The following is a 14,623-nucleotide window of genomic DNA, read 5'->3' on the forward strand; positions in this document are numbered from 1 at the left end:
GCGACCGGCCGCCCCACCGCTTACTGCGAGCCCCGGAAGTCCGGCCCCTCCACGATCAGTCCGGCGACCAGCGCACCGGACATGCCCGCGTGCGGCAGTCCGCCACCGGGATGCGCCCAGCCGCCGACCGTGAACAGGCCTGGTATGCGGGTCGTGTTGGCGGGCCGCAGCAGCGTGCCATACGCGCCGGCCAACGAGGGAGCAGGCACTCCGCCGCCCTCGGCGCCGGTCTCCCGCTCCGTGTCCACGGGGGTGCGGACCTCGCGCCACAGCACGCGCTCGCGCAGGCCCGGTATCGCCCGCTCGGCGGCGGCGACCATACGGTCGGCGAAGGAGTCGGCGGCACCCGCCGCGGCCCAGTCGTGGTGTGCCAGGGACGGCACCGTCGCCGTGAGCACCACGGACTCGTGGCCGTCGTCGGGGCGCAGCTGCGGATCGTCCGGGCGGTGCAGCCACACGGTGGGCCGCTCCGGTGGCGTACCGAGCCCGAAGAGGTCCAACTCCCCGGCCCGGTCCGTGGTGTGCACCACCGTGCGGTGTGCGGCGCCCGGCTCGCGCGGGCCGCGCAGCGCGAGGCAGACGACGACCTTGCCGCAGGACAGCGATGCCAGGCCCGGCTCGGGGGCGTCAGCCTCGTACAGCCTCCCGTGGCCCGTCATCTCCTCCAGCCGCTCCGGTGAGCCGCCCACGACGAAGTCCGCCTCGGCGACGGTCCCGTCGCGCAGCTCCAGGCCCGCCGCCCGGCCGTCCTTCTCCGTGACCGAGACGACCTCGGCGCCGAAGTCGAACTCAACCCGGCGGGCCAGACACCGCTCGTACACCGCCCGCGCCAACTCCCGTATCCCGCCCCGCACATACCAGGCGCCGAAGGCGTGCTCCATGTACGGCAGGACGGCCGCGCTCGCCGGGGCGACCCGCGGGTCGAGGCCGTACGCGAGCGCGTGGCTCTCCAGGAGGGCGGCGAGCCGTGGGTCGGCCAGCTCCCAGGCGCCGACCTCCGCGAGCGTCCGCGCCGTACGCGTGCGCAGCAGGCGGCGCTGCCGCGGCGCCGGGTAGGGCTCACGCTCGGCCAGCACCTGCCAGTTGGGCCACAGGGGCTCCTCCAGGAGCGGGCGTCGGGTCCGGTCCCAGGCCTCGCGCGCCCGGACCAGGAAGTCGCCCCAGCGCTCGCCCGCGGCCGCCCCGAGGGCCTCGTCCAGGGCCGAGACGACCCCCGCGTGCGAAGCGTTGGGCAGCGAGACCTCCGTGCCGTCGGCGAAGACGTGCCGGGCCGCCGGGTCCACCTGGACCAGGTCGACGCACGCCTCCAAGGGCTCCTTGCCCGTCTTGACGAACAAGTCGCGGTAGACCGCGGGCAGCTGGAGCAGTCCGGGGCCGGTGTCGAAGGCGAAGCCGTCACGCTCGAAGCGGCCCACCGCTCCGCCGTACGTCGCCGCGCGCTCGTACACCGCCACCCGGTGGCCCGCGACGGCCAGCCGGGCAGCGGCCGCCATCGCGCCCATCCCGGCGCCGATCACCACAATTCGTGCCATGCCAGGGACTTTATCGGCCGCCACTGACAGCCGGGCCCCGGCCCTGTGCGGCGGGGGTCAGCCGGGCGGCCACCCCACCCGTGCCGTGAGCCGTTTCTCCTCGCGGCGCTCGGCCCTGCGGCGCAGGAACCGTCTGATCCGCGAGACCAGGAACAAGAGCAGCGCGAGCCCGGTGAGCAGCAGGACGCCCGCGATGATCGCCGCGGCCTCCGGGTGGAACATCGCGAAGGTGAGGATCCCGGCGACCCCGAGATCCTCGGCGGTGCTCAGCACGATGTTGCTGAACGGCTCCGGAGAGGTGTTGACCGCCATCCGCGTGCCGGCCTTGACGGCGTGACTCGCCAGCGCCGTCGAACCGCCGATCGCGCCTGCCGCCAGATCGGGCAGCGAACCGCTCTGCCCGGCGAGCAGCGCCGCGACGACGGCTCCGGACACCGGGCGGATCACGGTGTGCACGGTGTCCCACACCGAGTCCACGTACGGGATCTTGTCGGCGACGGCCTCGCAGGCGAACAGGATGCCCGCCGCGAGGAGGACGTCGGTGCGTTGCAGGGATTCGGGCACCTCGTCGGTCAGGCCGGTCGCGCCGAAGACGCCGAGGAGCAGCACCACCGCGTACGCGTTGACGCCGCTGGCCCAGCCGCTGGTGAACACCAAGGGGAGTACCGACACGGACGCGATAGTAACCACTCGGCAACGGTGCGTCCTGGGCCTGAGTGCGCAGGCTTGAGTATCCGTACCTAGGGAGTGAGTTGAGTACGCGCGCGGATGGGTGCCGACCTGCGCGAACGAGAGAGTGGAGGCACGGAAAGGGGCGCGGCTCCGGTACCGCCGACACGGGGCGGCGGAACGGACCTCGCGCCCTTGGCCGCTCCTTCCGCCGATCACTCGGCGGGAGCGAGGCACGGGGGGACCCGGGGGAGACCGAAAACGGGGGAACCAACGGGGGAACACGGGGGAAGTACGGGGGAGCACAAAAGGGGCGCCGGTCCGGCGTGGCCCGCGGGGGACGCGGCCACTTCGGACCGGCGCTTCACTTGTGTCCGAGCCCGTCCCCGCTGACCCGCCCCTGGAGCAGCCGGGACAGCGCCGCGTGGACGTCGTCCAGGGAGCGCTCCGGCTGGAAGGCCTGCCAGTCCAGGGCGGCGACCAGCACCATGCCGACCAGTGCCGCCGCCGTCAGCGGGATGTCGATCTCGTCGCTCAGCTCGCCGTTCGCGATCCCGTCGCGCAGGACGTCCTCGACGACCGCGACGGCCTGCTGCCGGACCACCATCAGGGTGGACTGCCAGGCCCGGTTGGTGCGCCACAGCTCCGCCACGTAGAGCTGCGTGAAGGCCGGATAGCGGCCGATGAAGACCAGGCCCGCCCGGATCATCGCGTCCAGCGTGTCGACCTTGCTGCCGCCCTCCTCGGCGGTCTTCTCGACCGCCTCCCGGAGGGAGGCGGTGAGGAGTCCCACACCGTGCCGGAGCAGCTCTTCGAAGAGGACGGATTTACTCGCGAAGTTGTAGTACACCGTGCCTTTCGCCACTCCGGCTCGCTCGGCGATCTCGTCCACGGTGGTGGCCGAGAAGCCCTGCTCCGCGATGAGGGTCACGGCCGCCTCGTAGAGCTTCTGCCGGGTCGCCTGTCTCCGGCTGCCGCCGCTTTCGACCGTCCTGCTGCTTTCCATGGCCCTGATTGTCACAGGCTCAGCTCCGGGTGCAGGCGGTCGAGGGTCCACACCTGCCTCCGGCGCGCGGACACCGCGGTGAGCGCGAGGGCGCCCGCGGTGAAGGCCGCGAGGACGGCGCACGCCTGCCAGACCGGGCCGAGACCGCCGCCGGTGATGAGCCTCCTCAGGGCCTCGACGACGTAACTCATCGGCATGAAGGGGTGGATCGCGTTGAAGAAGCCCGGGCTGGTCTGTACGGGGTAGGTGCCGCCCGCCGACGTCAGTTGCAGCATCAGGAAGGCGAGCACGAGGATCCGGCCGGCCGCTCCGAAGCGTGCGTTCAGCCACTGCACGATCGCCGCGAAGCACGCCGTCACCAGGAACAGGAAGCCCACCGTGCCGGCCGCCCGGGCCATCTCCAGGCCGAGCCCCCAGTGCAGTACCGACATCAGGGCAACCGTCTGGAGCACCCCCAGGGCGGCCACCGGCAGCCAGCCCGCCAGTGCGATGCGCCAGGCGGGGGAGCCCGCCGCGAGCGCGCGCCGGTTGAGGGGCGGGATCAGCATGTAGGCCACCATCGCGCCCACCCACAGGGAGAGCGGAATGAAGTACGGGGCGAAGCCGGTGCCGTAGTTGGGCGCCTTGTGCAGGTCCTTCGAAGCGAGCTGCACAGGATCGGCCATGACCTCGGTGCGCTGGTCGCGGTCCTTCTTGCCGTAGTCCGGAATCTGCTCGGCGCCGTCGTGCAGTCCGCCGGCGAGCTCGCCCGAGCCGTCGACGAGCTTGTACATGCCCCCTTCGAGGTCGGTCGCGCCCGTCTTGAGGTCGCCGACGCCGGTGTCGAGGTCGGCCGCGCCGGTCTTGGCCGTGCCGAGCCCCGTGTGCAGCGTCTTCGCCCCCTTGGCGACCTTCCCGGCGCCCTTGTCGAGCTCATTGATCTTGGCGACGGTCGTGGTGAGGTCTTCGGAGAGGTGCGGCGAGCGGTCGGCCAGCGCCTGGGCCTGTTTCTCCAGCGTGGCCAGGTGCCCGTCCAGCGCGTCCAGATCGCCGTCCTGGTCCGCCACCAGTTCGTTGACGTCGTCGGCGACCTTCGCCACGTCCGCGGCCGCCTCCTTGGCCTTCTTCAGCTCGGGGCAGGCGGCGTCGGGCAGCGGCAGGTTCTCGCAGCGCGTCTTGTAGACGCCGGTCAGCGTGTCGGAGGCCGTGTGGGCGCTCTTGGCGGCCGTCGGAGCCGCCTTCACCAGGGCGTCGAGGTTGTGGCGGATGGCCGAGGCGGAGTCCGCGACGAGCTGCGCCGTGTCGCCGATCTCCTTCTCGTTGTCCTTCAGGAAGGGCCCTACCTTGTCCGCGACGCCGTTGACCTTGTCCGCGAGCGCCCGCGTCCCCTCCGAGACCTGCCGTGAGCCGTCCTCCAGGTCACCGGCGCCCGTGTCGAGCTTCTTCAGCCCCGCGGAAAGCTTGCCGCTGCCCTCCTTGGCGTCCTTCAGCCCGTCCGCGAGATCCTTCGAGCCCTTCTTCGCCTTCCCGATCCCGCCCTTGAGCTTGTCGGCCCCCTCGGCGGCCTTTTCGGTCTCTCCGTGGATGTCCGAGAACGAGACGAAGATCCTGTCGAGGAACGACCGCGACGCCTTGGTCGAGGCGGCCGTACGCACCTCTCCGAAGACCGTCCGGGAGATCTGCCCGACGATGTAGTTGTTCGCGTCGTTCGTACGCACCTGGAGGGCGCCCGTCTCCGGGGAGTCGCCCGAGCTCGACGCGATCCTCTTACTGAAGTCGGACGGCATGGTCAGCGACAGGTAGTACGTGCCGTTCTCGACGCCCTCACGGGCCTCGGCGGCGCTCACCTCGTGCCACTCGAACGTCTTGCTCTCGTGCAGGCCCTTGGTGATCTCGTCGCCCATCACGATCTTCTTGTCGGCCGCTGTCGCCCCCTTGTCGTCGTTCACGAGCGCCACGGGGATGCGGTCGAGACGGCCGTACGGGTCCCAGAACGACCACAAGTAGAGGGCGCCGTACAGCAGGGGCAGCAACAGGAGCGAGGCGAGGGCCGCACGCGGGAGCCTTCCCCTGCCGAAGCGCCTGAGTTCAAGCGCGGCCAGCTTCGGCGAGCGCATCCGCGGTCTCCTTGTCTTCCCGGTCCTGGTCGTCTTCCTTGTGGGCTTCCTTGCGGGCCGGCCCGTCGGCGGGCCCGGTGGACACCACGACCGCGTCCTCGGGTGCCTCGCTGCACACCGCCACGACCGTGGTCCCGGACTCGGCGAGCGAGCGCAACAGCGCCCAGACCTCGGCCCGTTCGGACTCCGAGAGCTTCAGGTCGGCGTCGTCGACGCCGAGCAGCCGGGGGCGGCCGATCAGGGCGAGGGCCACGGAGAGGCGCAGCGCTTCGAGGCGCTCCAGGTCGCGAACGGCGGTCCGGGAGCCCTTGGGCAGCGCCTCCCGGTCGAGCCCGGCGGCGGCCAGCGCGCTGTCGATGCGCAGCCGGGCCTCCGTCAGCCTCTCCGTGCGCGGCCGCAGCAGCCCGCGTACGGAGCCGCCGAACCGCCGCTGGAGCAGCGCCCGTTCCCGAAGGTGCTCGGCGACGGACAGGGCCGGCTCAAGGTCGGTGACGCCGGGCACATGGGCCAGTGCGCTGAACCGGCGGACGGCCGCCATCTGCTTCGGCAGCTCGGACCGACCGACCCGCGCGTGCCCCTCGGTGGGCTTCATCCGCCCGGTGAGCGCGAGCAGCAGGCACGTACGCCCCGAGCCCGACGGTCCCTCGATCGCGATCAGCGAGCCGGGCTCCGCGTCGACGCCGATACCGCGGAACGCCCAGCCGCGAGGGCCCTTGAGCCCGAAATCCTCGGCCGTGACGCCGAGTCCGTGCGGACCGTCCACAACTTCCCCCACCCTCCGGGTCCTTGAGCCGACCGATTTTTGAACTGACTGGTCAGTGCAAAGCTATCCCGAACCTACGATCGAAGCAAAAGCCCAGGTCAGAACGGATTGTCAGTGGCATACCTCACGATGGGCACATACGGCCACAGTGCCGTCACACAGACGACAGGAGGTTCGTCATGGCCAGCTACTACGCAGCCGCCGCCCGTCGGCGCCGCGCCACCGGCCCTGCCCCCTCACTGACCGGCCCGGCGAGCGACGTGCACCCCGTGCTCCGCCGGGCCACGGCCCCGCCCGCCGCCCTCGACCTGCTCGCCCAGGCCCGCGCCGGACTCGACGAGGCGGCCCTGTTGGAAACGCCGAACGAGCGGTATGCGACGGCCCACCTCGCCGCCCTGCGCACCGCCGCCGCCGTGCTCGCCGCCCGGGGCCGGCCGGAGACCACCGCGAGGCGCCGGGCCAAGATCCGGAGCGCTTGGGAAGTGCTCCCCGAAATAGCGCCCGAACTCGCCGAGTGGAGCGTGCTGTTCGCCTCCGGAGCCCGCCGCCGCGCCCGCGCGGAAGCCGGCATCCAGGGCGCGGCCAGCACCCGCGACGCCGACGACCTCCTGCGCGACGTGGCGATGTTCCTCCGCCTCGTCGAGCGCATGCTGGTCCTCCAGCCGGTTCTGCCCCAGCCACGGCAGGAGGGCGACGAGGCCTCGCCGGACGCGCCTGATGTCCCGGACGCGGGGTGACCGGGGCCCGGGCCCACGCCCAGCGCCCCCCGGGCCCACGCCCCGGCGCCCCGGGTCTCCGTCCGGCGCACGAGACGGAGGGTTGGGTACGGGGCGGGAGGCAAGCGGGAGGCAATAGGGTTGGAGGTGCCTGCATCTCCCCGGCGCTGAACAGGGCTGGGGAGGTTTCCCCATCGCTCCGCCGTACACGAGGCGGTGCCGCGCCGAGGAGTCAACTGCCGTGTCGGACCCGATGCGCCCGCCCGGATCCCAGCACCGCCCTCAACCGACGGCGCTGCGCTCCGACCCCTCTCGCCCTCGCGCTTCTCTCCGTACCGCCGTGGTCTGGGACGTCCTGAAGGACGCCCTCGACCGCCGGGTCAAGGCCACCGGCCGGGAGTCGCTGGACGTGCTCGACACAGGAGGCGGCAGCGGCAACTTCGCGGTGCCCGTCGCCCGCCTCGGCCACCGCGTCACCGTCGTGGACCCCAGCCCGAACGCGCTGTTCGCGCTGGAGCGCCGGGCCGCCGAGGCCGGCGTCGCCGACCGCGTCCAGGGCGTCCAGGGCGACGCGCACGGCCTCTTCGACGTCGTCGAGCGCGGCGGCTACGACGCGGTGCTCTGCCACGGCGTTCTCGAGTACGTGGACGACCCCGCCGAGGGCATCCGCAACGCGGTCGGGGCACTGCGCCCCGAGGGCGTCCTCAGCCTGCTCGCCGCCGGCCTCGGCGGCGCGGTGCTCGCGCGCGCCCTCGCGGGCCACTTCACGGAGGCCCGCCAGGCCCTCGGTGACCCGGACGGCCGCTGGGGTGAGGGTGATCCTGTTCCCCGGCGCTTCACGACCGACCAGCTCACCGATCTGGTCGAGGGCGCGGGCCTGCGCGTCGGTGCCGTGCACGGCGTACGGGTCTTCGCGGACCTGGTCCCCGGCGTCCTCGTGGACACCGAGCCGGGAGCCCTGGACGCCCTGCTCAAGCTGGAGGCCGCGGCCGCCGAGATCCCCGCCTTCCACTCCGTGGCGACGCAGCTCCACGTGCTCGGTGAGACGCCGGAGTCCGCCGAGGCCTGAGCCACCTCCCGTGAGCAAGCCGCAGGGGCGCGCCGCTGATCAGCGGCGCGACGGCAGATGGAGTACGCCACAGGCCCCCCGATCGGGCGCTCGGAGCCGTATGATCGAGGGAGACCGTCCGGCATGACGGGCCGGTCGCTGGGGAATCTACGCCTCAGTGGATCGGAGCGCCATGGCGGGTTCCGGTTGGCGAATTGGCGCAGAGGGGCGGGTTTCACGGGGGCGATTCCCTGCCTATCCTGAAGGGGACCCCCGGTCGCCCCGGCGACTGCACGATGAGGAGGACGCCGTGCCGCTCTCGGAGCACGAGCAGCGAATGCTCGAGCAGATGGAGCGAGCGCTGTACGCCGAAGATCCCAAGTTCGCGACAGCGCTTGAGGGAAGCGGGCTGCGTACGTACACCCGGCGACGGGTCTACCAGGCGGTCGCGGGCTTCCTCGTAGGTATTGCGCTCCTCATGGCCGGAATGGTCGCACAGCAGATTTGGGTCAGCGTGGTGGGTTTTCTCGTCATGCTGGGCTGCGCGGTGCTCGCCGTCACCGGTTGGCGCAAGGCCCCCAAGCCGGGCGAGCAGCCCGCCGCGGGTGTGTCGGGCGCCGGTGCTGCGCCCGCCCGCCGTCAGGGCCGGCAGCGGCGCTCCATGATGGACCGCATCGAACAGCGCTGGCAGCGGCGCCGTGACGAACAGGGCGGCCAGTAGCCCTCTCAGGGCCTGTGCCGACAGACGCACGTAAGGGGTGACCACCTTGAGGTGGCCGCCCCTTCAGCGTGCCCGGCCGCGCCTTGATTGATCCTCATCCGAAGGCGTACGTCTTTGCGGCCGAGGCCTGCTCTCTGCGCACACGGCGTGTGCCTCGTGGCCGCTTGCCAGGCGCACACCTCGTGGACGACGGGCCGCGCTCCCAGGGCGCCGCGCGACGGACGAGACCCTGTTCCCTGCCCCCCTGCCCCCCTGCCCCCTCCTGCCCCCTGCCTCCTGTCCTCGGACACACGATTCGCATCACCGCCGAAGCCGCACAGGCGCCCAAGTCGCAAGGAAAGCCAAGCCGCACAGGCACCCAAGCTGCGAAGCGACGCACAGCAAAGGGGGCGCCCACCCGACCCGGGCAGGCACCCCCTTCCAGCTTGCGGAGCCGGAGCTTCCGGAGCCGGTCGTCCTCAGCCGCTGCTCTGCCCCGACGGCCGGCGCACGACCTCCGTCCAGCGGGCCGCAGCCCGGGACTTCAGCGCGAACCAGCCCTCGGACGTCGCCCACGCCACCCGTACAGCCGAGCGCGGTGCGAGGAGTGCGCGAAGGCGCGTGCCGCGGCTGACCGTGGCGCGCAGGCCCGCGGCCATGCGGCGTACGTCATCGGCCAGACCCGCGGTCGGCCGGGGACGCGGCGCGTACAGGACCTGTTCCACCGCGTCCGCGACCCGGTGGACGGAGGCCGCGGCCTCAGGATCGAGGAGCCCGATGCGGACGATCCGAGCCGCCGCCTTACGGGGCGTCTGGGACTCGTCCGGCGCGATGCCGAAGTCCCACGCCGTGTCGGTCACTTCCTGCCAGGCCGCCAGCGTGGCAGCCGCGGCATCCGCCTCGGTGCGCCCGTGCGAGCCGAGCCGCACGGCCCGGGCCCGCATCCGCCACAGCATCGGCAGCAGCGGCACCGCGAGCACGGCCAGCCCGGCCAGGGTGAGCCAGAGGATCCGGAACCACGGCGGACCGTCGTTCGTCGCTCCGAACGCCGCCTGCGGAGACTCGCTGCCGCAGGGCTGCTCCAGCTTCTTCTCCGCCGCCGTGCAGCTCTCGCTGCTCGACGGTGCGGCGGAGGGCGCCGCGGACGAGGACCGCGGCGGGACGTCCGGGTTGGGGATCGAGGTGCCCGGCGTGTCCGTCCGGGTGTACTCCGGAACCGTGCCGCGGTTCGGCGTCGGCTCGAAGCGGGTCCAGCCCACGCCCTCGAAGTACAGCTCGGGCCAGGCGTGCGCGTCCCGCAGCCCCACCCTCATGGTGCCGTCCGACTCGGGCGAACCCGGCGTGAAGCCCACCGCGACGCGGGCCGGTATGCCCAGCGTGCGCGCCATCGAGGCCATCGCGAAGGAGAAGTGGACGCAGAAGCCCTCCTTGTCCCTCAGGAAGCGCGCTATCGCCTGGGACCCACTGCCGACCTGCACCTGTGTGTCGTAGGTGAAGCCGCCCTCCAGGGCGAACCAGTCCTGGAGCTTCACCGCGCGCTCGTAGTTGTCGGCCGAGCCCGCCGTGATCTCCTCCGCCGTTTCCGCGACCACCGGAGGCAGCGAGTCCGGCACCTCGGTGAACTCGCGCTTCAGCGCCGCCGGCGCCTCCGGAGCGTTGGCGAGCTGCTCCGCGGTCGGCTGCACGATCAGGCTCTTGACCGTGTAGTCCAGGCCGCGTGTGGTCTGTCCGTGGTCGCCGACGAGCGTGCGGCCCATGGGCTCGTACCGCCACTTGCCGCTGATCCCCACCTGGCTGGCCGGGTAGGGCATGGGCAGCCAGTCCTGCGCGTACCAGTCCGCGGCCGAGATCCTCGTCTGGATCTCGGTGCGCTGGACGTCGTCGCCGAGGCCCGGCGGCGTCGGGAACGACCCCGGTACGTCGTCGACATGGCGCTTGGCCGGCCTCCACGCCGTGCCGTCGAACTCGTCGAGCGAGACGATCCGCAGGTAGAGGTCCTGCGTCTCCTCGGAGTTGGTGCGGTACGACATGACCTCGCGGTCGTTGTCCACGTTCAGGCTGTCGCGGAGCGAGACCAGTGGGTTCACCGCGGAGATCGTGCCGCCGCCTCCGGAGCCTGTGCCGACGCCGGTCCCCGTGCCGTCCAGCAGCCCGCCGTCCAGGGCGGGCAGGGCGAGCGGCACCACCAGGGCGATGCCGAGCGCGACGGCACCGATGCGCCGCCCCGTGCGGACCGGAGCGACCGCGCCACCCCCGGGGTCCGCGCTCGGGGTGCGGGGACCGCCGCCGAAGACCCGGCCCCACTGCGAGAGCCGGTCACGTCCCTCGGCCAGCAGCAGCACCAGATAACCGGCCGCCGCCAGCAGGAACCACAGCCAACCGGCGCCGCCGTCCGAGAGACCCGCGGCGACCGAGTACAGCGCGAGCAGCGGCAGTCCGGCCGGGGCCGCGCTGCGGAACGTCACCGCGAGCGCGTCCACCGCGAGCCCGATCACCACGACACCGCCGACCAGCATCAGCCGGATGCCGGGGGACAGCGGCGCCGGGATCGAGTACCGCCCGACGTCGTCCGCGCCGGCCTGCAGCAGCTCCCCGAAGTGCCGGAACACGTCAGGGCCGGGCAGAAGCCCGGCGATGGCCTGCTCGCGGGCGAACGACAGCGTCAGCAGCATCAGGGTCACCAGCGCCTGCACCGCAATGGTCAGCGCCCGCGCCAGCGGCACCCGCCGGGTCGCCGCGCCCACCCCGGTCTGCACCGCGAGCAGGAACGCCGCCTGCAGGATCCAGGTGGCCGGGTCGACCAGCGGCAGCAGCGCACAGGCCGCCATCAGCGTCGCCGCCACGGCGCACAGTGCGAGTCGCGCGCGCCCGCTCATGAGCCACCGCCTCCTGCCGTACTTCCCGTCGACGCGACCCCGTTGCGCTGCCGGTCCGCCTCTCGCCACAGGTCGCCCAGGCCCACGCCCGGCGGGACGGCCAGGGCGGTCCAGCCCGCCTCGCGCAGCATCCGAAGCCGCTCCTCGCTCTGTTCGTCGGCGGCGCCGCGGACCCACGCCTCACTGTCCAGCAGGAAGGCCACCGCCCCGCCGCTGCGCTGGCGCATCTTGGCGAGCACCGTCGCCTGCTCCTCGTCCAGGTCGCCGAGGAAGGCCACCAGCAGCCCCTCGTTGCCACCGCGCAACACGTCGTACGCCCGCGACAGACCCGTACCGTCGGAGTGGTCGATCACCGCGAGGGTGTCCATCATCAGCCCCGCCGCGTCCGCCGACTCCTGGTTGGCCCCGGCGAAGCCGTCGGCGCCCTCTCCGGGTACGGAGGTGCCGGTGTCGGTCAACAGCCGTACCGAAAAACCTCGTTCGAGCATGTGCACCAGCGTGGACGCCGTGCCCGACACCGCCCACTCGAAGGCCGAGTCCGGGCCCGCGCCGTCGAAGGCGATGCCCCGGGTGTCGAGGAGGACCGTGCAGCGGGACCGCTGGGGCTGCTCCTCGCGGCGCACCATCAGCTCGCCGTAGCGCGCGGTCAGCCGCCAGTGGACCCGGCGCAGATCGTCGCCGTAGCGGTACCCGCGCGGGATCACGTCGTCCTCGCCGGCCAGGGCCAGCGAGCGCTGCCGCCCGTCGCCGTACCCCTTCGCCTCGCCGGTGAGCCGCACCGGCGGCAGCGGCTCCACACGCGGGACGACCGTCAGGGTGTCGTACGTCGAGAAGGAGCGGGTCAGCTCGCACATCCCGAAGGGGTCGCTGAGCCGCAGCTGCAAGGGCCCCAGCGGATAGCGGCCGCGCAGGTCCGAACGCACCCGGTACGACACCTCGCGCCGGCCGCCCGCCTCGACCCGGTCCAGTACGAACCGGGGCCGCGGACCGAGCACGTACGGCACCCGGTCCTGGAGCATCAGCAGACCGGTGGGCAGCCGCGAGACGTTGTCCATCCGCAGATGGACGCGCGCCTCGGAACCCGCGGGCACGCGCCCGGGGGAGAGGCGGCGGCTGCCCGCGACCCGATAGCGCGTGCGGTACAGCACCGTCGCGCACACCAGTGGCAGCACGGCGAGCAGCAGCCCGACCCGGAGCAGATCGCTCTGCCCCAGGACGTACGCGCAGATGGCGGCCGCGACGCCGGCGGCCAGGAAGGACCGCCCGCGCGTGGTGAGGCCCGCGAGTGCCGTACGCAGCCCGCCCTTGTCCTCCTCCGCCGTCGCCGCCGGCATCCCCCCGGTGGTCATCACAGCCTCCGGGGCGGCTGTTGGCCGAAGGCGGACGTGCCGCGGCCCATGGCCAGACCGCTCGGCGTCTGGGGCGCCGCGGGCACGGGCGTGCGCTGGAGGATCTCCTGAACGACCTGCTCGGCCGTGCGCCGGTTCAACTGCGCCTGCGCGGTGGGCAGCAGCCGGTGGGCCAGGACCGCCACGGCGAGGGCCTGGATGTCGTCCGGCAGCGCGTACTCCCGGCCGCTGAGAGCGGCGGACGCCTTCGCCGCGCGCAGCAGATGCAGCGTGGCGCGCGGCGAGGCACCGAGTCTCAGATCCGGGTGGGTGCGCGTCGCGGCGACCAAGTCGACGGCATACCGCCGCACCGGGTCGGCGACGTGCACCGTGCGGACCGCGTCGATGAGCTTCACGATCTCGTGCGCGTGCGCCACCGGCTGGAGGTCGTCCAGCGGGGACACACCGCCGTGGACGTCCAGCATCTGCAGCTCGGCCTCCGCGCTGGGATAGCCGATGGAGACACGGGCCATGAAACGGTCGCGCTGCGCCTCCGGCAGCGGATAGGTGCCCTCCATCTCGACCGGGTTCTGCGTGGCCACCACCATGAACGGGCTGGGCAGCTCGTACGTCTGCCCGTCGATGGTGACCTGGCGCTCCTCCATGGACTCCAGGAGCGCGGACTGCGTCTTGGGCGACGCGCGGTTGATCTCGTCTCCGATCACGATCTGCGCGAAGATCGCGCCCGGCTTGAACTCGAAGTCCCTGCGCTGCTGGTCCCAGATGGACACGCCTGTGATGTCCGAGGGCAGCAGGTCGGGCGTGAACTGAATACGCCGCACCGAGCAGTCGATGGACCGCGCCAGTGCTTTGGCGAGCATGGTCTTGCCCACGCCCGGCACATCTTCGATCAGAAGATGCCCCTCGGCGAGCAGTACGGTCAGCGAAAGCCGTACGACCTCAGGCTTGCCCTCGATCACTTCCTCCACCGAACTGCGGACTCTCTCCACAGTGGCGGTCAGATCTGTAAGGCTCGCTCGATCGTCATAGGTCGTCACCCGGCCCTCCTCGGCCCGTTCTTTCCCGGGCCGACGCTCTGCGATGCGGACCGGCCCACCCCGAAACACGGACACCACGCGCGAATAGTTCCGCGTGACGCCACACCCGCATTCTTGTTGCCGTTACCGGTTCGTGTCACTCGCCTGTGGACAACTGGCTGCGATATGTCGGGTCTTACGACCTTTGGGTGGGTCGAAGTCGCGTCAAGTGGGGTCTATCTCACGCAGCAGGCCCGTCTTCACATCGAACACGAAACCACGTACGTCGTCGGTGTGCAGAAGGAATGGAGAGGTGCGCACCCGCTGCATGGACTGCCGCACGTCCTGTTCGACGTCCCGGAAGGCCTCCACGGCCCAGGCCGGCCGCTGGCCGACCTCCATCTCCAGGTCGTGCCGGAACTCCTCGGTGAGGGACTCCAGGCCGCAGCCGGTGTGGTGGATGAGCACGATGCTGCGGGTGCCGAGCGCGCGCTGGCTGATGGTGAGGGAGCGGATCACGTCGTCGGTGACCACGCCGCCCGCGTTGCGGATGGTGTGGCAGTCGCCGAGCTCCAGGCCCAGCGCGTCGTGCAGGTCGAGGCGTGCGTCCATGCACGCCACGACCGCGACCTGCAGGACGGGGTGGGCGTCCATGCCGGGGTCGGTGAAGGCGGCGGCGTACCGCGCGTTCGCCTCGACGAGGCGGTCGGTGACGGTGCCGTCGCTGGATATGGCGCCTTCGGACTCTGTGGGAACGGATGCGGAGGTCGTCATATCCAAGACGGTAATGGTCACAGCTGTTCAGGGCCTGCTGTGAGAGAGGACAAAGAACATCAATGAGCGTTGTTGTGA

At 72.0% G+C, this 14,623-nt stretch carries 12 protein-coding genes; 3 read left to right on the plus strand and 9 right to left on the minus strand.

From position 1 onward, the window contains the following. Positions 1 to 20 precede the first annotated feature (20 nt). The 5 genes from GAS53_RS20940 to GAS53_RS20960 all read right to left on the minus strand — a co-directional run bounded on the left by GAS53_RS20940 (position 21) and on the right by GAS53_RS20960 (position 6,066). Positions 21 to 1,532 carry a phytoene desaturase family protein gene (locus GAS53_RS20940; RefSeq protein ID WP_151479179.1) on the minus strand — a complete coding sequence of 504 codons (1,512 nt, stop codon included), beginning with the start codon at positions 1,530 to 1,532 and terminating at the stop codon, positions 21 to 23. Positions 1,533 to 1,589: 57 nt separating this feature from the next. Beyond that, positions 1,590 to 2,204 carry a DUF4126 domain-containing protein gene (locus GAS53_RS20945; RefSeq protein WP_192583207.1) on the minus strand — a complete coding sequence of 205 codons (615 nt, stop codon included), beginning with the start codon at positions 2,202 to 2,204 and terminating at the stop codon, positions 1,590 to 1,592. 361 nt (positions 2,205 to 2,565) lie between these two features. Further along, the gene (locus GAS53_RS20950) at positions 2,566 to 3,207 is read right to left on the minus strand and encodes a TetR/AcrR family transcriptional regulator (protein WP_151479181.1); all 642 of its coding nucleotides are present in this window, start codon (positions 3,205 to 3,207) and stop codon (positions 2,566 to 2,568) included. Between the two features lie 11 nt (positions 3,208 to 3,218). Beyond that, entirely contained in the window at positions 3,219 to 5,303 is a 2,085-nt protein-coding gene (locus tag GAS53_RS20955) for a YhgE/Pip family protein (protein WP_151479182.1), read from the minus strand. After that, a complete protein-coding gene (locus tag GAS53_RS20960) occupies positions 5,275 to 6,066 on the minus strand; it encodes an ATP-binding cassette domain-containing protein (RefSeq protein WP_151479284.1) in 792 nt (263 codons plus the stop codon). Before GAS53_RS20960 ends, GAS53_RS20955 begins: the two co-directional genes overlap by 29 nt. 179 nt (positions 6,067 to 6,245) lie before the next feature. Between GAS53_RS20960 and GAS53_RS20965 the strand changes: the two genes are divergently transcribed. The 3 genes from GAS53_RS20965 to GAS53_RS20975 all read left to right on the plus strand — a co-directional run bounded on the left by GAS53_RS20965 (position 6,246) and on the right by GAS53_RS20975 (position 8,551). Continuing rightward, positions 6,246 to 6,803, plus strand: coding sequence for an SAV_6107 family HEPN domain-containing protein (locus tag GAS53_RS20965; protein WP_151479183.1), 558 nt, complete (start codon positions 6,246 to 6,248; stop codon positions 6,801 to 6,803). A 220-nt stretch (positions 6,804 to 7,023) separates the two neighbouring features. Next, positions 7,024 to 7,851: a class I SAM-dependent methyltransferase gene (locus tag GAS53_RS20970; RefSeq protein WP_192583208.1), complete on the plus strand. Its 828-nt coding sequence runs from the start codon at positions 7,024 to 7,026 to the stop codon at positions 7,849 to 7,851. A 289-nt stretch (positions 7,852 to 8,140) separates the two neighbouring features. Then, positions 8,141 to 8,551: a DUF3040 domain-containing protein gene (locus tag GAS53_RS20975; RefSeq protein WP_151479184.1), complete on the plus strand. Its 411-nt coding sequence runs from the start codon at positions 8,141 to 8,143 to the stop codon at positions 8,549 to 8,551. A gap of 458 nt (positions 8,552 to 9,009) precedes the next feature. On the opposite strand, the gene GAS53_RS20980 is transcribed toward GAS53_RS20975, so the two are convergent. The 4 genes from GAS53_RS20980 to GAS53_RS20995 form a co-directional block, all read right to left on the minus strand. Then, positions 9,010 to 11,406: a transglutaminase TgpA family protein gene (locus tag GAS53_RS20980; protein ID WP_151479185.1), complete on the minus strand. Its 2,397-nt coding sequence runs from the start codon at positions 11,404 to 11,406 to the stop codon at positions 9,010 to 9,012. After that, positions 11,403 to 12,755: a DUF58 domain-containing protein gene (locus tag GAS53_RS20985; protein ID WP_151479186.1), complete on the minus strand. Its 1,353-nt coding sequence runs from the start codon at positions 12,753 to 12,755 to the stop codon at positions 11,403 to 11,405. The genes GAS53_RS20980 and GAS53_RS20985 overlap by 4 nt, the downstream gene beginning before the upstream one ends. Further along, positions 12,755 to 13,792 (minus strand): AAA family ATPase, encoded by a 1,038-nt coding sequence (locus GAS53_RS20990; RefSeq protein WP_151479187.1) that lies wholly within the window; start codon positions 13,790 to 13,792, stop codon positions 12,755 to 12,757. Before GAS53_RS20990 ends, GAS53_RS20985 begins: the two co-directional genes overlap by 1 nt. Before the next feature lie 204 nt (positions 13,793 to 13,996). Further along, positions 13,997 to 14,545, minus strand: coding sequence for a beta-class carbonic anhydrase (locus GAS53_RS20995; RefSeq protein ID WP_151479188.1), 549 nt, complete (start codon positions 14,543 to 14,545; stop codon positions 13,997 to 13,999). Between the last annotated feature and the right edge of the window lie 78 nt (positions 14,546 to 14,623).

The sequence above is a fragment of the Streptomyces albicerus genome (assembly GCF_008905045.1).
Taxonomy (GTDB): domain Bacteria; phylum Actinomycetota; class Actinomycetes; order Streptomycetales; family Streptomycetaceae; genus Streptomyces; species Streptomyces albicerus.